We start from the raw sequence: 19273 nt of genomic DNA, 5'->3' as shown, positions 1-19273 counted from the left end.
GAGGACAGGCACTGCCTGTCCTCCCCGTTGACGCCTTTTGATGCTTTTGCAGTGTTGCGTCCTGCTACCGGGCGGTAGCGGGGGCTTCGATGCCTTCGGGATCGATGGTGTCTTCGATCTTGAGCAGCTTGCCGGCACGGGCACCCAGCCGCCGGGAGAGGCGCTGGGCTGCGAATGTCAGCAGGAAATTCAACAGAATGAAGATGGCCGCGGTGATTATCAGGGCCGGCAGGATGTTGCCCTCGCCCGAGGCCAGGCGGCGCGCGTATTCGAGCAGCTCCGTGTAACCGATAAACGTGCCCAGCGCGGAGTCCTTGAGGATCACCACGAACTGGCTCAGCAGGGCCGGCAGCATGGCTACCAGTGCCTGCGGCATTTCAATGCTGCGCAGCGACTGTCCCGGCGTCAGCCCGATGGCCAGGCCGGCCTCGCGCTGCCCCTTCGGGAGGCCGAAGACGCCCGAGCGTACGAGTTCTGCAATCACGGACCCGTTGTAGAGGGTCAGGGCAATGACCACGGCCCAGAACGGAACCTGTGCCGGGTCCACGGAGGTGGACTTGGAGAGGAACTGGTAGAAGAACACCATCATCAGCAGCACGGGAACGGCGCGGAAGAACTCCACCACAATGCCGCAGATCCAGCTGATGGGCTTGAAGGCGGAGAGCCGGCCGATGCCGAACAGCAGGCCGAAGGCAATGGACGCCACCACGGCCACGGCGGCAGCCTTCAGGGTGGAGAGCAGACCGGGGAGCAGGTAGTACTGCCAGGTTCCCCATTCAAGGAACGGCGTCCACTTGGCCGCCTCGAACTGGCCCTTCTCGGCCAGGCCGGAAACCGCCAGCCAGAGCAGTGCCAGGACCAGCAGGACGCCGAGGACGTTGCCGATCATGATGTTCCGCCGGGCCTTGGGACCCGGGGTGTCGAACAGGACGTTTTGTGCGCTCATCGTGCCACCGCCAGTTTCTTCGAGGCCCAGGTGGTGAGCAGGCCGATGGGGATGACGATAATGACGTAACCGATGGCGAAGGTCAGGAAGATCTGCGTCATCAGGTTGGGGTAGAACTCAATCATTGTTTTCATCGTGCTGGAGGTTTCCACCGCTACGCCGGCCGTGGCGGCCACGGTGGTGTTCTTCACCAGGGCGATCAGCACGTTGCCCATCGGGGCAATGGCGCCGCGGAAAGCCTGCGGCATGATGATGATCCGTGCGGCCGGCAGGAAGCCCAAACCGATGGCCCGGGCAGCTTCGGCCTGTCCCAGCGGAACGGTGTTGACACCGCTGCGGATTGCCTCGCAGAAGAATGCCGCGTGGTAGATGGTCAGCGACAGCACGGCCAGGCGGAAGAAGTTGGTGGTGAAGTCAGAAGACAGGCTGACGTTCAGCTGCGACCACAGGGCAAGCGAACCGAACACCATGATGATGGTCAGCGGTGTGTTCCGGAAAATATTCACGTAGGCGGCACCGAACCACTGCAGGCTGGGGATCGGCGAGATCCGCATCAGCGCCAGGACGGTACCGAGAATCAGCGACCAGAGAGCCGCCCAGAACGCGAGCTGGATGTTGACCCAGAAAGCGCCGACGACGTCGTACTGCTCGAAGAGGGCAGTAAAACCCTCCATGTTTCACCTCTTTATGGTGGACGAAGCCCGGGCCGGGAGAGCAGGTAGCTCTCCCGGCCGCGGGGTGGAACGGAAGGTGCCGGAGCACCGGTGGTACAGGTTAGGCGCAGGCGTCCATTGCAGGCGGGTTCAGCTCTGCGTTGAAGGTGTAGTCAGCGCCCTCGGTGTTCTTCTTGATGGCTTCTTCCCAGGCGCCGTCCTCGATCATCTTGGTGATCGCTGCGTTAATGTCCTCGCACTTGACGATGCCGCCTTCCTTGGGCAGGCCGACGCCGTACTTCTCCTCGGAGAACGTGTTGCCGACAACCTTGAACTTGCCCTTGTTGGCATCCGTGGAGGCCAGGCCGGCAAGGATGATGTCATCGGTGGTGACGGCGTCAATGGAGCCGCCCTGCATGGCGGTCACGCACTCGGCGTAGCTCGGCTGCTCCAGCAGGTTCACGCCGGCAGCGTAGTTGTCCTTGATCTTCTGCGCCGAGGTGGAGCCGGTGACCGAGCACAGCGTCTTGCCATCCAGGTCCTCGGGGCCGGAAATGTCGCTGTCGGAGGGAACGAGCAGGTCCTGGCCGGCCACGAAGTACGGCCCGGCGAAGGCAACCTTTTCCTTGCGGGTGTCCGTGATGGAGTAGGTCGCAAAGATCATGTCCAGCTGGTCATTCTCGAGCATGTTCTCGCGCTGGGCGGAGGGGCTGGAGATGAACTCGATCCGGTCCTCGGGGTAGCCGAGCTCGTTGGCCACGTACTTGGCGACGTCGACGTCGAACCCGGTGTACGCGCTGCCGTCCTTGAAGCCAAGGCCCGGCTGGTCGAACTTGATGCCGATGCGGATCTTCTCTCCGGCACCTTCGGTGCTGCCGGATTCCGAGCCGGACTCGGAACCGCAGGCGGACAGGGTCAGTGCGGCCACTGCAGCGATTGCGGCTGCGGCCATACGGGTCTTGCGCATGTTTTCTCCTTGCATTGCGGTGCTCCGGTGGACGGGGCACCTAGCCTCATAAGGATTTCCCCCAACTGGTGAAACCCGGGTACTGCGGTTACTGCAGGTACTGCGGTGGACGAATCTAGTGCGAGAGGATCTTGCCGAGGAAGTCCTTGGCACGGTCGCTCTTCGGGTTGGTGAAGAACTCCTCGGGAGTGGCTTCTTCGACAATCTGTCCGTCGGCCATAAAGATGACCCGGTCTGCCGCCTTGCGGGCGAAGCCCATCTCGTGGGTGACCACAACCATGGTCATGCCCTCCTTGGCCAGCCCCACCATGGTGTCCAGGACCTCGTTGATCATTTCCGGGTCGAGGGCGGAGGTGGGCTCGTCGAAGAGCATTACCTTGGGTTTCATGGCGAGGGCGCGGGCAATGGCCACGCGCTGCTGCTGGCCGCCCGAGAGCTGGGCGGGCAGCTTGTTGGCCTGGTTGGCCACCCCGACGCGTTCGAGCAGCTCCATGGCCAGCTTCTTGGCCTCGGCCGGCTTGGACTTGCGGACCTTCACAGGCCCCAGCGCCACGTTGTCCACGATGGACTTGTGCGCAAAGAGGTTGAAGGACTGGAAGACCATCCCGACGTCGGCCCGGAGCTTCGCCAGGGCGCGGCCTTCGGCCGGCAGGACGGCGCCGTCGACGGTGATCTCGCCGTCGTCGATGGTCTCGAGGCGGTTGATCGCACGGCACAGGGTCGACTTGCCGGACCCGGAGGGGCCGATCACCACGACGACCTCGCCGCGGGCAATGTCGAGATTGATGTTCTGCAGGACGTGGAGGTCCCCGAAATGCTTGTTCACATTCTTCAGCGAAACAAGCGGTGCAGAGGTTTCAGGCGCGGACGTGCCTGGGGATGTGTCACTGGTCATAAGGAAAATCTAACCAGAGATTGTTGCCAGTATGTGTCGCGGCCCACCGCGGCAGGTAATCGTGACGTAAGAGCAACCAAATCCCGGCTTTCCCGCCGGAAGCGTCCGGCCTCGTTGCCAGCCGCGTCCAGACGGCTAGCCTAGAGGCATGCCTATCAGCGAAGACCCCCGTTCCACGTCCGCCGGCCGCCCGCGCAAGCGGGGCATGGTGGAACTGCGCAGGGGTGCCGCCCTGACCCCGCAGTCGGACCGTTTCCTGCTTGATTCCGCGGACACGGCCCACTTCACGCATACCGATCCGTGGCGGGTGCTGCGGATCCAGAGCGAGTTCGTGGAGGGCTTCGGGACGCTCTCGGAGCTGGGTCCGGCCGTGAGCGTTTTTGGTTCGGCACGCAGCGTTCCCGGTTCGCGCTACTACAAGCTGGGGGAGGAAGTGGGACGGCTGCTGGCGGAGGCCGGCCTGGCCGTGATCACCGGCGGCGGTCCCGGCTCCATGGAAGCGGCTAACAAGGGAGCAGTGGGAGCCGACGGATTGTCCGTGGGGCTGGGCATTGAGCTGCCGTTCGAAACGGGCCTGAATGAATGGGTGGACCTGGGGGTCAACTTCCGGTACTTCTTTGTCCGCAAGACCATGTTCGTCAAATATGCCCAGGGGTTCATTGTGCTGCCCGGCGGATTCGGGACACTGGACGAGCTGTTCGAGGCCATGACCCTGGTCCAAACCCAGAAAGTCACCTCCTTCCCGATTGTGCTGATCGGCTCGGAGTTCTGGAACCCGCTGCTGGACTGGATCCGCCACACACTGCTGGCCGAAGGCATGGTGTCCGAACCGGACCTCAAACTCCTGCACGTGGTGGATGATCCCGCCGAAGCGGTCCGGCTGATGATCGCCGACACTGCGGGGCACATTTCGCCCTGACGACGTGCGGCCGAAGCGATCTGGCACCATGGTCCTGTGACACTCCTCCTCGTATTCCTGGCCATCGCCGTCCTGGGCCTGACGATCGCCCTCGGTGTCGGCCGGCTGCGTCCGGACAGCACCCCCGGGCGTGCCCGGGACGCGGTGCAGGGCCTGCCGGAACCGGACCCCCGGTTGCCGCCGGTGCTGCTGCCCGAGTATCCCGCTGCCGCAGACGTAGGCCGGCTCCGGCTCTCCGTGGCCCCGCGTGGCTACCGGATGGACCAGGTGGACGCGGTCCTGGAACGGCTCGCCGATGCCCTGGCGGAGCGGGACGCCAGGATCAGCGAACTCGAAGCCGGCGGCGTACCGAAGGCCACGGACGGGGACGGGGCGTGAGTGCGGTTCCCGGTACCGACGGCCGCCCCCGCTGCGGCTGGGCCCTGGCAAGCGGGGACTACCAGCACTACCACGACACCGAGTGGGGCCGGCCCGTGCAGGGCGAGGCCGCGCTCTTTGAACGGCTGAGCCTTGAAGCCTTCCAGTCCGGGCTGAGCTGGATCACCATCCTGCGCAAGCGGGAAGCATTCCGGGCCGCCTTTGCCGGGTTTGACCCGGTACGGGTGGCCGGGTTCGGCGACGCCGACCGGGCACGCCTGCTTATGGACGCCGGCATTGTGCGCAACGGGGCGAAAATTGATGCGGTGATCAGCAATGCGCGCGCGCTGCTGGCGCTGGAAGACGGCGAAACCCTCGGCGGGCTGCTGGAACGCTACCGGGCGCCTGCCGACCGGCCCGCCCCGCAGACACTTGCCGACGTACCGGCAACCACGCCGGAATCCACGGCGCTGGCGAAGGACCTGAAGAAGCGGGGTTTCCGCTTTGTCGGACCCACCACGGCGTATGCCATGCTGCAGGCCACCGGGTACGTCAACGACCACCTCGCCGGCTGCTGGGTGCGCAATGGCTGAAGAAGCTCCGACTACCTCCGCTGTCCCCGCCGGCGACGGCGCCGCACCCTCCGCCGCAGCCCGCCTGGGAAGGCGGGCAACCGCTGCCATGGCCTGCTGGCCCTGGTATGTCCAGGTCCTGGCACTGTGGGCCGCCGCCCGGCTGTTCTCGGTTGCCGTGCTGGCCGGGGCGGCGCGGTTCCAACCGGCCGGACCCTGGGGCGGGCCATCGCCGTCGTACTGGCAGTTCATCAACATCTGGGATGCCCAGTGGTATTCGCGGATCTACGCGGACGGGTATCCCTCCACAGTGCCCCGGGACGCAGCCGGAAATGCGCTGGAGAACGAGTGGGCGTTCTATGCCCTGTTCCCGCTCCTGATCCGGGGCCTGAACGCGGTGACCGGACTGGGCTGGGACGTCCTGGCCCCGGCGGTTGCCACCGTGGCCGGCTTTGCCGCTGCAGTGGTCATTTACCGGTTGTTCCGGCTGAAGGCACCGCACGGGACCGCGTTGTGGGGTGTGGCGTTCGTAGCCGTTTTCCCGGTGTCCCCGATCCTGCAGGTGCCCTACGCGGAAGCGCTGAACCTGCTGCTGCTGGCGGGGTCGCTGTACCTGCTCCTGGCCGGACGGTACCTCACCGCCATCCCGGTGGTGGCCCTGATGTGCCTGTCCCGGCCGGTAGGCGTTCCGTTCGCGCTCGCCGTCGGGCTGGTGTTCGCCGTCCGGTTCCTGCGCCGCCGTCGCACCCCGTTCCCGGCCGGGCAGGCCTGGCGGCTGGCCGCCCTGACCGGCGCGGCCGGAGTGTCCGCGCTGGCCTGGCCGGTGATCGCCTGGCTTTCCACCGGTGACCTGCGGGCTTACACGGACACGGAAAGCGCCTGGCGGTACGGGGACCTGGTCCCGTTCAAACCGTGGCTGACCATGGCCGGACACCTGTTCGGGCCGGTCTTCGGGCCCGTGCTGCTGGTGGCTGTGCTGCTCGCGGCCGTGCTTTACCTGACCTCGCCGTCCGTTCGCAGGCTGGGGCTGGAACTGCAGCTGTGGTGCGCGAGCTACCTGCTGTACCTGCTGGTGTTTCTGAATCCGCAGACCAGCACGTTCCGGCTGCTGCTGCCGCTGTTCCCACTGGCACTGTCCACGGCCTGGCTCAGCCGCTCGCGTGCCTACCGGGGCACCGTCGCAGCGGCGTTCGCCCTGCTGCAGATTGTGTGGGTGGTCTGGCTGTGGCGCTGGACGGAGCTGCCCGGCGGAGGCGACTATCCGCCCTGAGTTGTGGCGCGCAACACACGAAATTTCGTTTGCCCGGTACTTGTACGGAATAATGACAGCAATTGCCGGGGGGATATTTTACTTTCGTCGGCAGCGGATTACAGGTGATCCGGGAAAACCGGCGCACTGTGAAAGGGGAAATCTGAGATGGCTGCGATGAAACCGCGAACGGGCGATGGGCCCATGGAGGTTACAAAGGAGGGGCGCAGCCTCATTTTGCGAGTACCGATCGACGGCGGCGGGCGCCTGGTGGTTGAGCTCAACGCAGAAGAGGCCGGCAAGCTGAAGGAATGCCTTCTGGGCGTGACGGGCTAGCCTTAAACCATGCAGCTGCCTCCGAAGCCCTCGTCCAAGTCCGGCCCGGTGCCGGCCGCCGCCTTCGCCACCGCAACGCTGCCGGGAGTCACTGCCCTGGCCGCACTGAACCACCGCACCGGCAAGGCGGAAACCGGCAGCGGACTGGAACCGGAGACGGACGAGGGCGTGGACGTCCTGGCCGTGGCCATGGCCCCGGCACCGGCCTCCGGCCGGGAGGATGCCGAGGAGGCAGCGCATCCGGTTCCGCAGCCCCGGCGCGGGGCAGCGGAAGCTGCCGTCCGCTACGGCGCGGACATTGCCGCACGGGCGCGCAGCGCCAAGGTCACCGGCCGGGCCGGGGAACTCCTGGTGATCGAACCGCCCCGCGGTGCCGCGGACCTGCCCGGCAAGCTGATCTTCACGGGGATCGGCGACGAATCTCCTGCGGCCCTGCGCCGGGCCGGCGCAGCACTTGCCCGTGCCACCATGGGCGCAAACAAAATCCGCAGCAGCGTGGTGGACGGGCTTGGCCCGGCCGCCCAGGCAGCGTTCATTGAGGGCTTCCTGCTGGGCGGGTACCGCCCGCCGCGTGCCGGAATCACGGACGCTCCGGCTCCGATGGCCGCCCATCTTGAGCTGACGGGCCTCGACGACGGCGCCGCCCGCCGGGCCCTGGCCGGTGCACGGGCGGTATGGCTGGCCCGGGACCTGACCAACACGCCTGCCGATACGGCAACCCCCGACTGGATAGCCGCACAGGCACGTTCGGTGGCCGGAAGCAGCGGACTGCAGGTCCGGGTCCGGAGCGAGGCGGAACTGCGCGCCGAAGGTTTCGGCGGCCTGCTCGCCGTAGGCTCCGGCTCTGAGCATCCGCCGCGTCTGGTGGAGGTTTCCTACGTTCCGTCGGGGGACGGGAACGCGGAGCACGTGGTCCTGGTGGGCAAGGGGATCACCTTCGACTCGGGCGGCATTTCGCTCAAGCCGCGGGACGCCATGATGACCATGAAGACGGACATGGCCGGAGCAGCCGCAGTCCTCGCAGTGGCGCAGGCCGCCGCGGAGCTGGAACTGCCGGTTCGGGTGACCGCGGTGCTGGCTCTGGCGGAAAACGCCATCGGTGCCGCGTCCTACCGGCCTGCCGACGTGGTCACGACCTATAACGGCACCACCGTGGAGGTGGGCAACACCGACGCCGAGGGGCGGATGGTGCTGGCCGACGCCCTGGCCTACGCGGCCGCGGAACTGTCCCCGGATGTCCTGATCGACGTCGCTACACTCACCGGGGCCGCCGCCCTGGGACTGGGCCTGAACCACGCCGCGCTGTTCGGCAATGCCCCAGGCGTCCTCGCCGCACTGGAAACGGCCGGACAGGATTCCGGCGACGCCGTCTGGCAGATGCCGCTGGTGGCCGAATACGCGGACATCCTGTCCTCCGACGTCGCTGATGTTGCCCACATAGCCCCGGTGAAGGCCAAGTTTGGTGCCGGGGCGATTGTTGCCGCGCTCTTCCTGGAGAAATTCACGCACGGCGTCCCGTGGGCACATGTTGATATTGCCGGCCCCGCACGTACGGGGAAGGACAGCAGGGAACTGGTCAAGGGGGCTACCGGTTTCGGGGTGCGCCTGCTGCTGGCTTACCTTGACGGCAGGAACTCCGCCGTCCGCTGAGCCGCGGGGCCTGCGGAACTGCCGCCCGCTGGCCCTGGGCCTGCGGCCTGGCTAGGCCGTCTTGACGGCCAGGAGCAGGCCGTCACCGGTGGGCAGGAGCGCCGAGGCCAGCTCCTCGTTTTCCCGGATGGCCTTGCCGACTTTGCGCATGGTGTTGGTGGTTGCCTCGCGGACGGCGGGATCGGCTACTTTTCCGTGGTCCAGGGCGTCATTGACTACCAACAGACCTCCGCGCTTGAGCAGGCGTACCGCCTGTGTGACGTAAAGCGGGAAAGAGGGCTTGTCGGCGTCGATGAAGACCATGTCGTATGCGGCGTCCGTGAGCCGGGGCAGTACCGCAGCGGCCCGGCCTGAGATGGTGCGGGTGCGGTTGCCCGGGATGCCCGCCTCCGCATAAGCTTCCCGCGCTGCACGCAGGTGGTCCACATCGGAATCAATGGTGGTGAGCACCGCGTTCCGGCCAAGGCCGCGCAGCAGGCAGACACCGGAAACTCCCGCACCGGTGCCCACTTCCACTACCGTGGTGGCCTTGCTGGCCGCGGCCAGCACCGTGAGGGCGGCACCGACGCCGCTGGATACGGCACTGACACCAAGCTCGTAGGACCGTTCGCGCGCCCGGAGCAGCACCTCATCCTCGGTAGGCAGAGCCTCCGTGTAGGACCAACTGGTCTGCTTGTCGGCGCGCATGGTGTCACTTTCGGTACGGAGGGGCTTGTGCTTCCACAAGCTTAAGGCCAAGCCGGACGGAACCGCGTATACGCGCCGGAGCGCCTTGTGCCGGAACTAAAGGCGTGCTAACAGACAACTCCCAGATTGATGCGGAAACATGGGTAATTGGCGGGTTTTTCAGGTTCGGCGGAGCAGATTGCAGAGCAGGTGGCAGAGCAGATGGAAGGGAGGAAGACTATGGCAGCGACGCCGGATGCGGCTGCGGCAGACATGGCTGCGGACTGGGTGCGCCCCACATGGGAGGAAGTGGTGGAAGCGCACTCGGCGAAAGTGTACCGGCTGGCCTATCGGCTCACCGGCAACAGGCAGGATGCCGAGGACCTGACGCAGGAAGTGTTTGTCCGGGTCTTCCGATCCCTTGCGAATTTCCAGCCGGGCACGCTGGACGGCTGGCTTCACCGGATCACCACCAACCTTTTCCTGGACCAGGCCCGACGCCGGAGCCGGATCCGCTTTGACGGGATGACCGAGGAAACCCAGAGCCGCCTGCCCAGCAACGGTCCCGGCCCGGAACGCAGCTTCGAATTCAACAACCTGGACGTGGACATTGCCCGCGCGCTGGAGGAACTTCCCCCGGATTTCCGAGCCGCCGTGGTGCTCTGTGACCTTGAGGGCCTGTCCTACGACGAGGTGGCCCGGGTGCTGGACGTGAAGCTTGGCACGGTCCGTTCCCGGATCCACCGCGGCCGCGCGATGCTCAAAGAGAAGCTGGCCCACCGGGACCCTCAACAGCGTCAGGTGTCCCGCCCGCGGCTGAAACTGCCCCGAGTTGCCGGAGCTAACTGAACGGTGCGGCATCCCAGAAGATATCTGCGGGACTACGTAGACGCCGAAATGACCCCGGAGCGGCGGCGGGCCGTGGAGGCGCATCTGTCCCGTTGCGCCTCCTGCCGTGCTGCCGTTGCCGAGGAGCGCCGGCTGCGCAGCCGCCTGCGTGCGCTGCGCGTCCCTCCGGCGGAACCGCAACTCTCGCACCGGATAGCAACGGCCTCAGCTGGCCGGGCGCCCGAAATACAGGACCCGCGCGGGACAGCTTCCCCCGACCGTCACATCCTTGCGGCGGGTGCGGCACTGGCCGCAGTGGCGGTGGTGCTGCTGGGCGGTGCCTACGCTGCCGGTGCCCTCCTGGAGGTCCCGCCCGACACGGGCGCACGGACCACCATGGCTGCCGCCTGGCAGGAAGTATCCGGTTACCGTCCGGTTGTCCTGGGACCGGACCAGTTGGCTTCGCTGCGGGACCGCGGCTGGTCCTGCCCCGAACTGGCGGACCTGGGGCTGGAGTTGGACTCCGCACGGGCCCTGCAGGTGCAGGGCCAACCGGCGGTGGAAATGGTCTTCACCGGAGAGGGGGAGCAGATCCGGCTCATAGAGCAGCACCCCATGCCGGGTCACGACCAGCAGCCGGTGGTTAACGCCTTCACCGGGCGTCCGGTCGCGGCCGACGGATTTACGGCATTGGGATCGGATGAGGGGCCGGCCGTCTTCGGTTCCGATGAGCACCCGGGACAGCGGGTGCTGGCCGCCGGAGACGTCACCTACACCTTCGATTCGAGCCTGCCGGTCAAGTCGCTGCCGGACGCCGTGGAGGAACTGTTCCTGCTGGAATCGGCACGTCTGGCCCGGCCGGACGCCGACGCCGAGCCGGTGGAACGCCTTGTCCACGGACTGGCCGTGTTCGCCCGCAACGGCTGGAGCCTGTGACATGCCCGCAAGTGGCTCCCCGCTCCCGGGAAAAGGTAGTCTTCAAGAGTGGTAGGAATCAACGGTTACGAGTTCATTATCCTGGCGATCCTCGCCGTCGTGATACTGGGCCCCGAACGCCTGCCCGAATACGCCTCGCAACTGGCCCGGCTGGTTCGGGAAGTGCGGCGGATGGCCAGCGGAGCACGCGAACAGCTGCGTGAAGAAGTGGGCCCGGAAATCGACGAAGTGGACTGGCGGAAGCTGGATCCACGGCAGTACGACCCCCGGCGCATCATTAAGGAAGCGCTGCTGGACGATTTCGAGGATGCGGCGTCGGCTGCGAAGGGTGCGCCCGCATCCCCGCGTACCGGAACAGCCCCCGCTCCGGCCCCCTCGCCGGGCTCAGGTGCGGCCGCCCCGGCCCAGGCGGCTCCTGCCGCTTCCCGGCCGCCCGCAGTGAAGCCCCTCGAACGGCTGGCCGCCGGCGAACCGGCGCCCTTCGACATCGAAGCCACCTAGTTTCCCGTAACCGGCTTCCCCTGACCGGCGGACGGCGCGGTGAGCCCGGCTAGACCGGGCTGACCCCCAGGTTCCGTCCTGCCAGTCCGCGCGGCCGGCGCGCCAGTTCACGGGCAATGCGGCGCAGCTCCTGTGCCGCCGAGCCGTCAGCCTCAGCACTGTCGACCTCAGTGCCGTCAGCCGCAATGCCGGCTGCATCAAGAACCACCGGCAGGCCGCCGTCGCCGCCCTCCCGCAGGGCAACGTCCAGCGGGATGCTGCCGAGCAGCGGCACCGGGTAGCCGAGGGCATCGCCGAGCCGCCCGGACACCGTGGTTCCGCCGCCCGAGCCGAACACCTCAAGGCGTTCCCCGCCGGGCAGGGCCAGCCAGGACATGTTCTCGATCACCCCGGCCACCTTCTGCCCGGTCTGCTTGGCTACGCTGCCGGCCCGCTCGGCCACGTCCGCGGCCGCGGACTGCGGGGTGGTCACCAGCAGGATCTCGGAACCGGGCAGAAGCTGGCCGACGGAAATGGCAATGTCGCCCGTCCCCGGGGGAAGGTCCAGGAACAGGACATCCAGGTCCCCGAAGTACACATCGGTGAGGAACTGCTCCAGCGCGCGGTGAAGCATGGGGCCGCGCCAGGCCACGGGTTGGTTGCCGTCAACGAACATCCCGATGGAGATGGTCTTGATGCCGTAGGCCACCGGGGGCAGGATCATTTCATCCACCCGGGTCGGCGGCTGGGTGATACCGAGCAGGCCGGGCACCGAGAAGCCGTGCACGTCGGCGTCGACAATGCCTACCCGCAGTCCCTGCGCGGCCATGGCAGCGGCAAGGTTGACCGTGACACTGGACTTGCCGACACCGCCCTTTCCACTGGCCACGGCATAGACGCGGGTCAGTGAATCGGGGCGGTTGAAGGGAATGGTCCGCACCGGATCGCCGCCCCGCAGCCGGTCCTTGAGGGCATTGCGCTGCTCCGGGGTCATCACGTCCAGGCTGACACCCACGCCGGTGACACCGGGCACCGCGGCCAGTGCGCGTTCGACGTCGCTGGTAATGGTGCCGCGGAGCGGGCAGCCGGCAATGGTCAGCAGCACCTCGACGCTGACCTGCCCGGAGGGGTCCACCGTGACGTCCTTGAGCATGCCGAGTTCGGTGATCGGGCGGCGCAGTTCCGGGTCCTGGACGGTGTCGAGGGCGCGGAGCACCTGGGCTTCCAACGCGGAAGCTGGTTCGGAAACGGCCACGGCCTAGCGTTCCCTTCCACCGGGATTGAGTTTGGGCATGGTGTCGGCGTTCTCCGGGGACCGGCGCCGCCGCCGGGGAGTCCCGCCGTCCTCGTCATTGGCTTCGAGGAGTTCTTCCAGCAGCCCGCGGATTTCGGAGCGGACGTAGTCGCGGGTGGCAACCTCGCGCAGGGCGATGCGCAGCTCGGCGATCTCCCGGGTCAGGTATTCGGTGTCCATCAGGTTGCGCTCAGCGCGTTCGCGGTCCTGCCGGACGGAGACGCGGTCCCGGTCATCCTGGCGGTTCTGCGCCAGCAGCAGCAGCGGAGCGGCGTAGGAGGCCTGGAGCGAGAGCATCAGGGTCAGCACGGTGAAGCCCAGCGCGGCGCTGTCGAAGCGGGCCGATTCCGGGCCCCACGTATTCCAGATCAGCCAGACAGCGCAGAACACCGTCATGTAGACCAGGAACTGGGGGGTGCCCATAAAGCGGGCGAAATTCTCCGTGGCATGCCCGAAGGCATCCGGGTTGGGGGAGAGCCGCGGCATCCATCGGGTCCGTGCAGTGCGGGGAGTGTCGAGGCCGCTGGTAGTTGACTTAATCTTTTCAGCCATTTGTCCTTCCCTGCTGCGTTATCGGGCCGGTTTCGATCCTCCAGTCATCCGGCAGGAGGTGGTCCAGCACGTCGTCCACTGTCACCGCCCCTACCAGGCGACCGGCGTCGTTGATAACCGGCAGCGAGTTCAAGTTGTAGGTTGCCAGCATCCGCGAGACTTCGCTGATGGTGGCATAGTCACGGACCGGCTCCAGGTCCGTGTCGAGGATGTTGCCCAGCGCCTCCGGCGGTGCCGACCGCAGCAGCGCCTGGATGTGGACCACGCCGAGGTACTTACCCGTGGGGGTTTCCAGCGGAGGCCGGCAGACATAAATCGAGGAAGCAAGGGCCGGGGTGAGTTCTTCGCGCCGCACGTGCGCCAGGGCTTCAGCCACCGTGGCCTCCGGCGGCAGGATGACGGGCACCGGAGTCATCAGCGACCCGGCGGTGTCCTCTTCATAGTTCAGCAGGCGGCGCACGTCGCGGGCATCCTCGGGCTCCATAAGCTGCAGGAGCTCTTCCTTCTGGTCCTCGGGCAGCTCGTTGAGCAGGTCGGCTGCGTCGTCCGGGTCCATCTCCTCCAGCACGTCGGCCGCACGTTCCACATCCAGGGACTGCAGGATCTCCACCTGGTCGTCGTCGGGCAGCTCCTGCAGCACGTCCGCGAGGCGTTCGTCCTGCAGCTCGCTGGCGACCTCGATACGGCGCTTGCCGCTCATCTCGTGCAGCGCATCCGCGAAGTCGGCGGCTTTGAGGTCATCATTCTGCGCCACGAAGGACGTGGCGGCCTGCGGGCCGGAAGTGTCCCAGTGGATGATGTCCTTCCAGTCCACAATCATCTGCTCGCCGCGCCGGCGCAGCGGACGCAGGCGGGACTCGTGGCCGCCGCGGCGTACAAACAGGTTGGAGACGTGCCAGTCACCGGCGCGGTTCTGCTCAATGGCTATGTCTTCGATGGTGGCTTCGCCGCTGCCGTCCCGCAGCTTCACCCGCCGGTCGAAGAGTTCGCCGACCACCAGCATCTCGGCGCCGCGCTGTTCGAACCGGCGCAGGTTGACCAGTCCGGTGCAGATGATCTGGCTCGGATCCATCGAGGTGATACGGGTGAGCGGCACAAAAACGCGTTTCTTGCCGGGCACCTCCACCACAATGCCCACCGCCTGGGGCGGCCGTCCCGGTCCGCGGTCGAGCACCACGGCATCGCGCAGCCGGCCGAGCCTGTCCCCGAGCGGGTCGAAGACGTCAAGGCCGAGCAGGCGCGCAATAAAGACACGGGTAGGATTTGTGCTCACCTTATAAGGCTACTTTGCGCCCGCGGCTAACGACGTATTAAGAGGTACGACGGCGCTGGCCGTTCACTGCGAGCGATACCTCCCCCGTGCGGACGCCGGATAAGCGAGAATGGAGCAATGTCGAACCTATTTGGTGCCACACCTCCGCGTGACGCAGCCCGCAGCCTGCCCAAAGGCGAAACGGTGGGACGCTACACGGCCTACCTGGATGCGCAGAAGGCGGTTGACTATCTCGCGGACAGCAAGTTCCCCGTCCAGCTTGTCTCGATTGTGGGAAACGAGCTGAAGTCCGTGGAACGGGTCACCGGCCGGCTGACTTACCCGCGGGTGGCCCTGTCCAGCGCCGCCACGGGTGCGTGGTTCGGCCTCTTCGTGGGCCTGGCGCTGATGCTGTTCGGCGGCAGCGGTGCCGGGATCTCACTGATTCCGTCCATGGCGCTCGGCGCCGTGTTCTGGGTGCTCTTCGGGGTGCTGGCGTACGCACTGCAGCGCGGACGCCGGGACTTCACCTCCACCAGCCAGGTCATTGCCACCAGCTACGACGTCATTGTGGCTCCCGAGGCCGCCAACGAGGCCCGGCGGTTGCTGCACCAGCTGCCCATGGTGGGCCAGGCCGGGCATCCGCAGGCTCCCGGTAATCCCCAGCAGGGCGGAGTTCCGCCGTTCGGCCCGCCGGCAGGCGGACAGTCGCCGGAGCGTCCTTCCGGCTGGGCCAACCCCTACGGGCGGCCGGGCCCCGACAGTGCTCCGGCAGAGCCGAATCAGCCCGCTTCCGCCGGGCAGGAGAAGCCCGTGGCACCCGGCACCACGCGGCGCGGCCAGTTCCCCGACCTCCCGGACGGCCGGCCGCAGTACGGCATCCGCCGCTCCGCCGGACCCGCGTCCGCGCAGAACCCCGGGCGGCATTCCGGCCCGGACGCCGGCCAGGCGCCCAGCCTGGAGAAGGCGCCCGAGGGCAGCTCGGCCCCGCAGCCGGGGTCCCCGGAGTCCCGGGACGAACAGCCCCGGCAGTAGCCCGGGAACGGGCATCCGCCCGGTACGTAAAAGGCCCGCATCTTCGGATGCGGGCCTTTTACGTTTCCTGCGTCTGTGCTGTCCGGCGGGACTACTCCGCGGCGTAGATGCCGGCCATCCAGTCCTCGACGTCCCCGGGGTTGCGCGGCAGCGCGCTGCTGAGGTTCACGGGACCGTCGGCGGTGATGAGGATGTCATCCTCGATCCGGACACCGATGCCGCGGTATTCCTCGGGCACCGACAGGTCCGTGTCCTTGAAGTAGAGGCCGGGCTCAATGGTGAAGACCATGCCTTCGGTGATCGTTCCGTCCAGGTACAGCTCGGCGCGTGCCTGGGCGCAGTCGTGCACGTCCATGCCCAGATGGTGGCTGACGCCGTGCGGCATCCAGCGGCGGTGCTGCTGGCCCTCGGGGGAGAGTGCTTCCTCCAGCGGCACCGGCAGCAGGCCCCAGGCATCCAGGCGTTCGGCCAGGACCTTCACGGATGCGGCGTGTACGTCGCGGAACTTCGCGCCCGGCTTTGCCGCAGCGAAACCGGCGTCGGCGGCGTCAAGCACGGCCTGGTAGACCTTGCGCTGCACCTCGGAGTACGTGCCGTTCACCGGCAGGGTACGGGTGACGTCTGCGGTGTACAGGCTGTCGGCCTCCACGCCGCCGTCCAGCAGGAGCAGGTCGCCGGCGTTGACCGCGCCGTTGTTGCGGATCCAGTGCAGCACGGTGGCATTGTTGCCGGAGGCTGCAATGGTGTCGTAGCCCAGGTCGTTGCCTTCTTCGCGGGCGCGGGCAAAGAACGCACCTTCAACCACGCGTTCGCCGCGCGGGTGCGAGATGGCACGCGGCAGCGCCTTGACCACCTCGGTGAAGCCGTTGACCGTGGCGGCAACGGCTGCCTTCATCTGCTCGATTTCCCACTCGTCCTTGATCAGGCGCAGTTCGGAGAGGGCTTCCGTGAGCTCGCCGTCCAGGGCATCCAGGGCGCTGAGGTCGGCGTTCTCCGGGTCCAGGGCGGTGTTGTAGCGGACGGTGTCCACCAGGGCGTCGACCATTTCGTCCACGCCGCGCAGCAGCCGTACGGAGATGCCGCCGAACTGCGGATCGCCGACGTTGTTGGTGATGGCGGTTTCGGCTTCATCCAGGTGCCGGGTGGGCAGGTCCAGCAGGGCGTTGACTTCTGCCAGGCCCAGCCGGTCACCGATCCAGAAGGAGCCGTAGCGGGCGTTGGAGTAGAACTCGTCGCTGTCCGTGCCGGCCAGCGGGCGGAAGTACAGGACGGCAGTGTGGTTGCCGCCGTCGTCGCCGCTGCCGGATTCGACGGGCTCCATCACCAGGACGGCGTCGGGCTCGCGGTCCAGGCCCAGGCCGGTCATGTGGGCGAAGCCGGAGTGGGCGCGGAAACGGTAGTCGGTGTCGTTGGAGCGGACCTTCAGCGGCCCGGCCGGGATCACCAGGCGTTCGCCCGGGAACCGTTCCGAAAGCGCGCGGCGGCGGCGGGCCGCGAAGGCGGCAACGGCGTCGCGCTCCGGGAGGTCACCGGATTCCGCCGCCCAGCCGGAAGACATGAACTTCTTGAACGCCTCCGAGGACGGGCGCTGGGACCGGTTGTTGACCCGGTCCTCCAGCGGCTGCCCTTCGGAGGGCTCGGGCAGGACGGGCTCTGTCATTGTCTTCTCGGGGAAGGAGTTAGCGTCTGTAGTCACCCCTCCATGCTCTCACTGCCCCCCGGGCCGGCAAAACACCCTGCAGTACCGGTCCCGCGGGTGTGCACGGGCGGATGCCCGCCAGGGCGTAGATTGTAAGCGTGAGAATCGACCTGCACACCCACTCGAGTGTGTCCGACGGCACCGAAGAGCCGGCCGGCGTGGTCGCCGCGGCCGCCCGCGAACGGCTGGATGCCATCGCGTTGACCGACCACGATACGACGGCGGGGTGGGACCCCGCGGCGGCGGCCGCCCGCCGGCTGGGCATCACGCTGGTGCCGGGCATGGAGGTTTCCTGCCGCAGCGCCGACGGGATCAGCGTCCATGTGCTCTCCTACCTGCACGACCCGGCGCATCCGGGCCTGCTGGAGGAAATAGGCCGCTCCCGTGCTGCCCGGGTCTCGCGGGCGGAACTGATGGTGCAGCGCCTGGCCGAGGATTTCCCTATCGACTGGGACGCCGTACAGGAGCAGGTGGCACCCGGGGCAACCATTGGCCGGCCGCACATTGCGGATGCCCTGGTGGCCGCCGGGGTGGTGCCGAACCGGTCGGCGGCATTCAGCGGCATCCTCACGGCACGGTCCCCGTACTTCGTGGCGCACTACGCCCCGGACCCGGCACGGGCCGTGGAACTGGTCCGCCAGGCCGGGGGCGTACCCGTGTTCGCACACCCGGTGGCATCCTCCCGCGGCCGGGTGGTGGGGGAGGAGACCTTCCACGAGATGATCGACGCCGGCCTGCAGGGCGTGGAGGTGGACCACCGGGACAACCCCGCCGAGGGCCGGGACTGGCTGCGGCGGTTCGCGAAGGAAAACTCGCTCCTGGTCACCGGCTCCAGCGACTATCACGGCACCGGCAAGCCGAACCGTCTGGCGGAAAACACCACTGACCCGGCCGTCCTGGCCCGGATTGCCGAACTGGCAACCGGCACCGGCGTGGTGGGAGACCTGCCGGGCTAGGAACCCGGGCAGACCCGCGCTACGTGCCGGCGGCCGGAAGCGGCTCGCCGGTTTCGGCCGAAACCACGGCGGCAGCGGTGCCGAGCCGGCGGGCCATTACCTCGATGGCCTGCGGATTGGCATCCACACACACGAATTTGCGTCCGAGCTTGGCCGCCACGGCACCCAGCGTGCCGGAGCCGGCGAAGAAGTCCAGCACCCAGTCGCCTTCGCGGCTGCTGGCAGCCACAGCACGGCGCAGCAGGCCTTCGGGCTTTTGCGTGGGGTATCCCGTTTTTTCCCGCCCGGTGGGGGAGACAATGGTGTGCCACCAGACGTCGGTGGGCAGCTTGCCCAGCGCCACCTTTTCGGGCGTCACGAGCCCCGGTGCCATGTACGGTTCGCGGTCCACCTCGGCGTTGTCGAAGTGGTAGGAGTCCGGGTTTTTCACATAGACCAGGATGTTGTCGTGCTTCGCCGGCCAGCGGTTCTTGGCCCGGCCGCCGTAGTCGTAGGCCCAGATTATCTCGTTCAGGAAGCAGTCCCGGCCAAAGAGGGCGTCGAGCATCACCTTCGCGTAGTGCACCTCGCGGTAGTCCAGGTGCACGTAGAGCGTGCCGTCGTCGGCCAGCAGCCGCCAGGCCTGCGCGAGCCGCGGCTCCAGGAAGGCCCAGTAGTCCTCGAACGCGTCGTCGTAGCTGGAAAGCAGCCCCTTGACCGTGTTGTAGCTGCGGCCCTTGAAACCGATCCGGTCGCCGCTGCCGTCGGTGCTGCGGACCATGGTGGTCTGCTGGCGTCGCTGGGCCCGCCCCGTGTTAAAGGGCGGGTCCACGTAAATCATGGTGAAGGAGCCGTCCGGCAGGGTCGGGAGGAACTCCGCGTTGTCCGCGTGTACCACCAGCGACCCGCCGTCCGGCGTCCACAAAGGAGTTGCCATAGCCGTCGCGCGGCGTCGCTACTCGGCGGCCGGGCTGGTCTTGCCGACTACCTCGCCGTTGCGGCGGCGGGTGCGGCTGCGGCGGGGGCGCCCCGTACCGTCAGCTGCGGGTGCC

At 67.3% G+C, this 19273-nt stretch carries 21 protein-coding genes; 11 read left to right on the top strand and 10 right to left on the bottom strand.

What is annotated here, in order from left to right; all coding sequences use genetic code 11:
• Window positions 1–64: 64 nt before the first annotated feature.
• The 4 genes from AC5RUF_RS05695 to AC5RUF_RS05680 all read right to left on the bottom strand — a co-directional run bounded on the left by AC5RUF_RS05695 (window position 65) and on the right by AC5RUF_RS05680 (window position 3461).
• Window positions 65–946 carry an amino acid ABC transporter permease gene (locus AC5RUF_RS05695; protein ID WP_493996770.1) on the bottom strand — a complete coding sequence of 294 codons (882 nt, stop codon included), beginning with the start codon at window positions 944–946 and terminating at the stop codon, window positions 65–67.
• A complete protein-coding gene (locus AC5RUF_RS05690) occupies window positions 943–1620 on the bottom strand; it encodes an amino acid ABC transporter permease (RefSeq protein ID WP_493996769.1) in 678 nt (225 codons plus the stop codon). Before AC5RUF_RS05690 ends, AC5RUF_RS05695 begins: the two co-directional genes overlap by 4 nt.
• Window positions 1621–1720: 100 nt before the next feature.
• The gene (locus tag AC5RUF_RS05685; protein WP_493996768.1) at window positions 1721–2566 is read right to left on the bottom strand and encodes a glutamate ABC transporter substrate-binding protein; all 846 of its coding nucleotides are present in this window, start codon (window positions 2564–2566) and stop codon (window positions 1721–1723) included.
• Window positions 2567–2681: 115 nt separating this feature from the next.
• Entirely contained in the window at window positions 2682–3461 is a 780-nt protein-coding gene (locus tag AC5RUF_RS05680; RefSeq protein ID WP_493996767.1) for an amino acid ABC transporter ATP-binding protein, read from the bottom strand.
• A gap of 148 nt (window positions 3462–3609) precedes the next feature.
• On the opposite strand from AC5RUF_RS05680, the gene AC5RUF_RS05675 reads away from it, so the two are divergent.
• The 6 genes from AC5RUF_RS05675 to AC5RUF_RS05650 all read left to right on the top strand — a co-directional run bounded on the left by AC5RUF_RS05675 (window position 3610) and on the right by AC5RUF_RS05650 (window position 8544).
• The gene (locus AC5RUF_RS05675; RefSeq protein ID WP_493996766.1) at window positions 3610–4380 is read left to right on the top strand and encodes an LOG family protein; all 771 of its coding nucleotides are present in this window, start codon (window positions 3610–3612) and stop codon (window positions 4378–4380) included.
• 36 nt (window positions 4381–4416) lie between these two features.
• Window positions 4417–4758: a DivIVA domain-containing protein gene (locus AC5RUF_RS05670; RefSeq protein ID WP_494129971.1), complete on the top strand. Its 342-nt coding sequence runs from the start codon at window positions 4417–4419 to the stop codon at window positions 4756–4758.
• Entirely contained in the window at window positions 4755–5330 is a 576-nt protein-coding gene (locus AC5RUF_RS05665) for a DNA-3-methyladenine glycosylase I (RefSeq protein WP_494129970.1), read from the top strand. The genes AC5RUF_RS05670 and AC5RUF_RS05665 overlap by 4 nt, the downstream gene beginning before the upstream one ends.
• Window positions 5323–6579, top strand: a complete 1257-nt coding sequence (locus AC5RUF_RS05660) for a hypothetical protein (protein ID WP_494129969.1) — start codon at window positions 5323–5325, stop codon at window positions 6577–6579. The genes AC5RUF_RS05665 and AC5RUF_RS05660 overlap by 8 nt, the downstream gene beginning before the upstream one ends.
• A 147-nt stretch (window positions 6580–6726) precedes the next feature.
• Complete coding sequence (locus AC5RUF_RS05655; protein WP_083521353.1) at window positions 6727–6894, top strand: DUF3117 domain-containing protein; 168 nt, start codon at window positions 6727–6729, stop codon at window positions 6892–6894.
• A gap of 9 nt (window positions 6895–6903) precedes the next feature.
• Entirely contained in the window at window positions 6904–8544 is a 1641-nt protein-coding gene (locus AC5RUF_RS05650) for a leucyl aminopeptidase family protein (RefSeq protein ID WP_494129968.1), read from the top strand.
• A gap of 51 nt (window positions 8545–8595) precedes the next feature.
• Here AC5RUF_RS05650 and AC5RUF_RS05645 read toward each other — a convergent pair whose 3' ends face one another.
• On the bottom strand, window positions 8596–9231 hold the full coding sequence (locus tag AC5RUF_RS05645; protein WP_493998237.1) for an O-methyltransferase: 636 nt from the start codon (window positions 9229–9231) through the stop codon (window positions 8596–8598).
• A 189-nt stretch (window positions 9232–9420) separates the two neighbouring features.
• Here AC5RUF_RS05645 and sigE point away from each other — a divergent pair, with 189 nt between their 5' ends.
• From sigE to AC5RUF_RS05630, 3 genes are read left to right on the top strand one after another with little or no spacing between them, the layout of a single operon-like run.
• Complete coding sequence (gene sigE, locus AC5RUF_RS05640; RefSeq protein ID WP_494130023.1) at window positions 9421–10059, top strand: RNA polymerase sigma factor SigE; 639 nt, start codon at window positions 9421–9423, stop codon at window positions 10057–10059.
• A gap of 3 nt (window positions 10060–10062) precedes the next feature.
• Complete coding sequence (locus tag AC5RUF_RS05635; RefSeq protein ID WP_494129967.1) at window positions 10063–10974, top strand: zf-HC2 domain-containing protein; 912 nt, start codon at window positions 10063–10065, stop codon at window positions 10972–10974.
• A gap of 48 nt (window positions 10975–11022) precedes the next feature.
• Window positions 11023–11475: a twin-arginine translocase TatA/TatE family subunit gene (locus tag AC5RUF_RS05630; protein ID WP_494129966.1), complete on the top strand. Its 453-nt coding sequence runs from the start codon at window positions 11023–11025 to the stop codon at window positions 11473–11475.
• Window positions 11476–11524: 49 nt separating this feature from the next.
• On the opposite strand, the gene AC5RUF_RS05625 is transcribed toward AC5RUF_RS05630, so the two are convergent.
• From AC5RUF_RS05625 to AC5RUF_RS05615, 3 genes are read right to left on the bottom strand one after another with little or no spacing between them, the layout of a single operon-like run.
• Window positions 11525–12709 carry an Mrp/NBP35 family ATP-binding protein gene (locus AC5RUF_RS05625; protein WP_494129965.1) on the bottom strand — a complete coding sequence of 395 codons (1185 nt, stop codon included), beginning with the start codon at window positions 12707–12709 and terminating at the stop codon, window positions 11525–11527.
• A gap of 3 nt (window positions 12710–12712) precedes the next feature.
• Complete coding sequence (locus AC5RUF_RS05620; protein WP_493997978.1) at window positions 12713–13300, bottom strand: DUF1003 domain-containing protein; 588 nt, start codon at window positions 13298–13300, stop codon at window positions 12713–12715.
• Window positions 13293–14573: a magnesium transporter gene (locus AC5RUF_RS05615; protein WP_493997977.1), complete on the bottom strand. Its 1281-nt coding sequence runs from the start codon at window positions 14571–14573 to the stop codon at window positions 13293–13295. Before AC5RUF_RS05615 ends, AC5RUF_RS05620 begins: the two co-directional genes overlap by 8 nt.
• 117 nt (window positions 14574–14690) lie before the next feature.
• Between AC5RUF_RS05615 and AC5RUF_RS05610 the strand changes: the two genes are divergently transcribed.
• Window positions 14691–15587 carry a YflT domain-containing protein gene (locus tag AC5RUF_RS05610; protein WP_494129964.1) on the top strand — a complete coding sequence of 299 codons (897 nt, stop codon included), beginning with the start codon at window positions 14691–14693 and terminating at the stop codon, window positions 15585–15587.
• A gap of 91 nt (window positions 15588–15678) precedes the next feature.
• Here the strand turns inward: AC5RUF_RS05610 and AC5RUF_RS05605 are convergent, their stop codons facing one another.
• Entirely contained in the window at window positions 15679–17247 is a 1569-nt protein-coding gene (locus AC5RUF_RS05605; protein ID WP_494130022.1) for an aminopeptidase P family protein, read from the bottom strand.
• A gap of 137 nt (window positions 17248–17384) precedes the next feature.
• On the opposite strand from AC5RUF_RS05605, the gene AC5RUF_RS05600 reads away from it, so the two are divergent.
• Window positions 17385–18242, top strand: a complete 858-nt coding sequence (locus AC5RUF_RS05600) for a PHP domain-containing protein (protein WP_494129963.1) — start codon at window positions 17385–17387, stop codon at window positions 18240–18242.
• A gap of 19 nt (window positions 18243–18261) precedes the next feature.
• On the opposite strand, the gene AC5RUF_RS05595 is transcribed toward AC5RUF_RS05600, so the two are convergent.
• Window positions 18262–19158, bottom strand: a complete 897-nt coding sequence (locus AC5RUF_RS05595; protein ID WP_494129962.1) for a DNA-methyltransferase — start codon at window positions 19156–19158, stop codon at window positions 18262–18264.
• Window positions 19159–19273: the final 115 nt, after the last annotated feature.

This window comes from Arthrobacter sp. Y3224198 (assembly GCF_059090025.1).
Note: the sequence above shows the minus strand (reverse complement) of the source record. Positions and strands in the feature narration are given on the sequence as shown.

Coding starts and splice junctions, on each gene's coding strand:
- AC5RUF_RS05595 (WP_494129962.1), bottom strand. CDS start 19,158: ATGGCAACTCCTTTGTGGACGCCGGACGGCGGGTCGCTGGTGGTACAC.
- AC5RUF_RS05645 (WP_493998237.1), bottom strand. CDS start 9,231: ATGCGCGCCGACAAGCAGACCAGTTGGTCCTACACGGAGGCTCTGCCT.
- AC5RUF_RS05690 (WP_493996769.1), bottom strand. CDS start 1,620: ATGGAGGGTTTTACTGCCCTCTTCGAGCAGTACGACGTCGTCGGCGCT.
- AC5RUF_RS05605 (WP_494130022.1), bottom strand. CDS start 17,247: ATGACAGAGCCCGTCCTGCCCGAGCCCTCCGAAGGGCAGCCGCTGGAG.
- AC5RUF_RS05680 (WP_493996767.1), bottom strand. CDS start 3,461: ATGACCAGTGACACATCCCCAGGCACGTCCGCGCCTGAAACCTCTGCA.
- AC5RUF_RS05695 (WP_493996770.1), bottom strand. CDS start 946: ATGAGCGCACAAAACGTCCTGTTCGACACCCCGGGTCCCAAGGCCCGG.
- AC5RUF_RS05660 (WP_494129969.1), top strand. CDS start 5,323: ATGGCTGAAGAAGCTCCGACTACCTCCGCTGTCCCCGCCGGCGACGGC.
- AC5RUF_RS05655 (WP_083521353.1), top strand. CDS start 6,727: ATGGCTGCGATGAAACCGCGAACGGGCGATGGGCCCATGGAGGTTACA.
- AC5RUF_RS05650 (WP_494129968.1), top strand. CDS start 6,904: ATGCAGCTGCCTCCGAAGCCCTCGTCCAAGTCCGGCCCGGTGCCGGCC.
- AC5RUF_RS05675 (WP_493996766.1), top strand. CDS start 3,610: ATGCCTATCAGCGAAGACCCCCGTTCCACGTCCGCCGGCCGCCCGCGC.
- AC5RUF_RS05620 (WP_493997978.1), bottom strand. CDS start 13,300: ATGGCTGAAAAGATTAAGTCAACTACCAGCGGCCTCGACACTCCCCGC.
- AC5RUF_RS05685 (WP_493996768.1), bottom strand. CDS start 2,566: ATGCGCAAGACCCGTATGGCCGCAGCCGCAATCGCTGCAGTGGCCGCA.
- AC5RUF_RS05610 (WP_494129964.1), top strand. CDS start 14,691: ATGTCGAACCTATTTGGTGCCACACCTCCGCGTGACGCAGCCCGCAGC.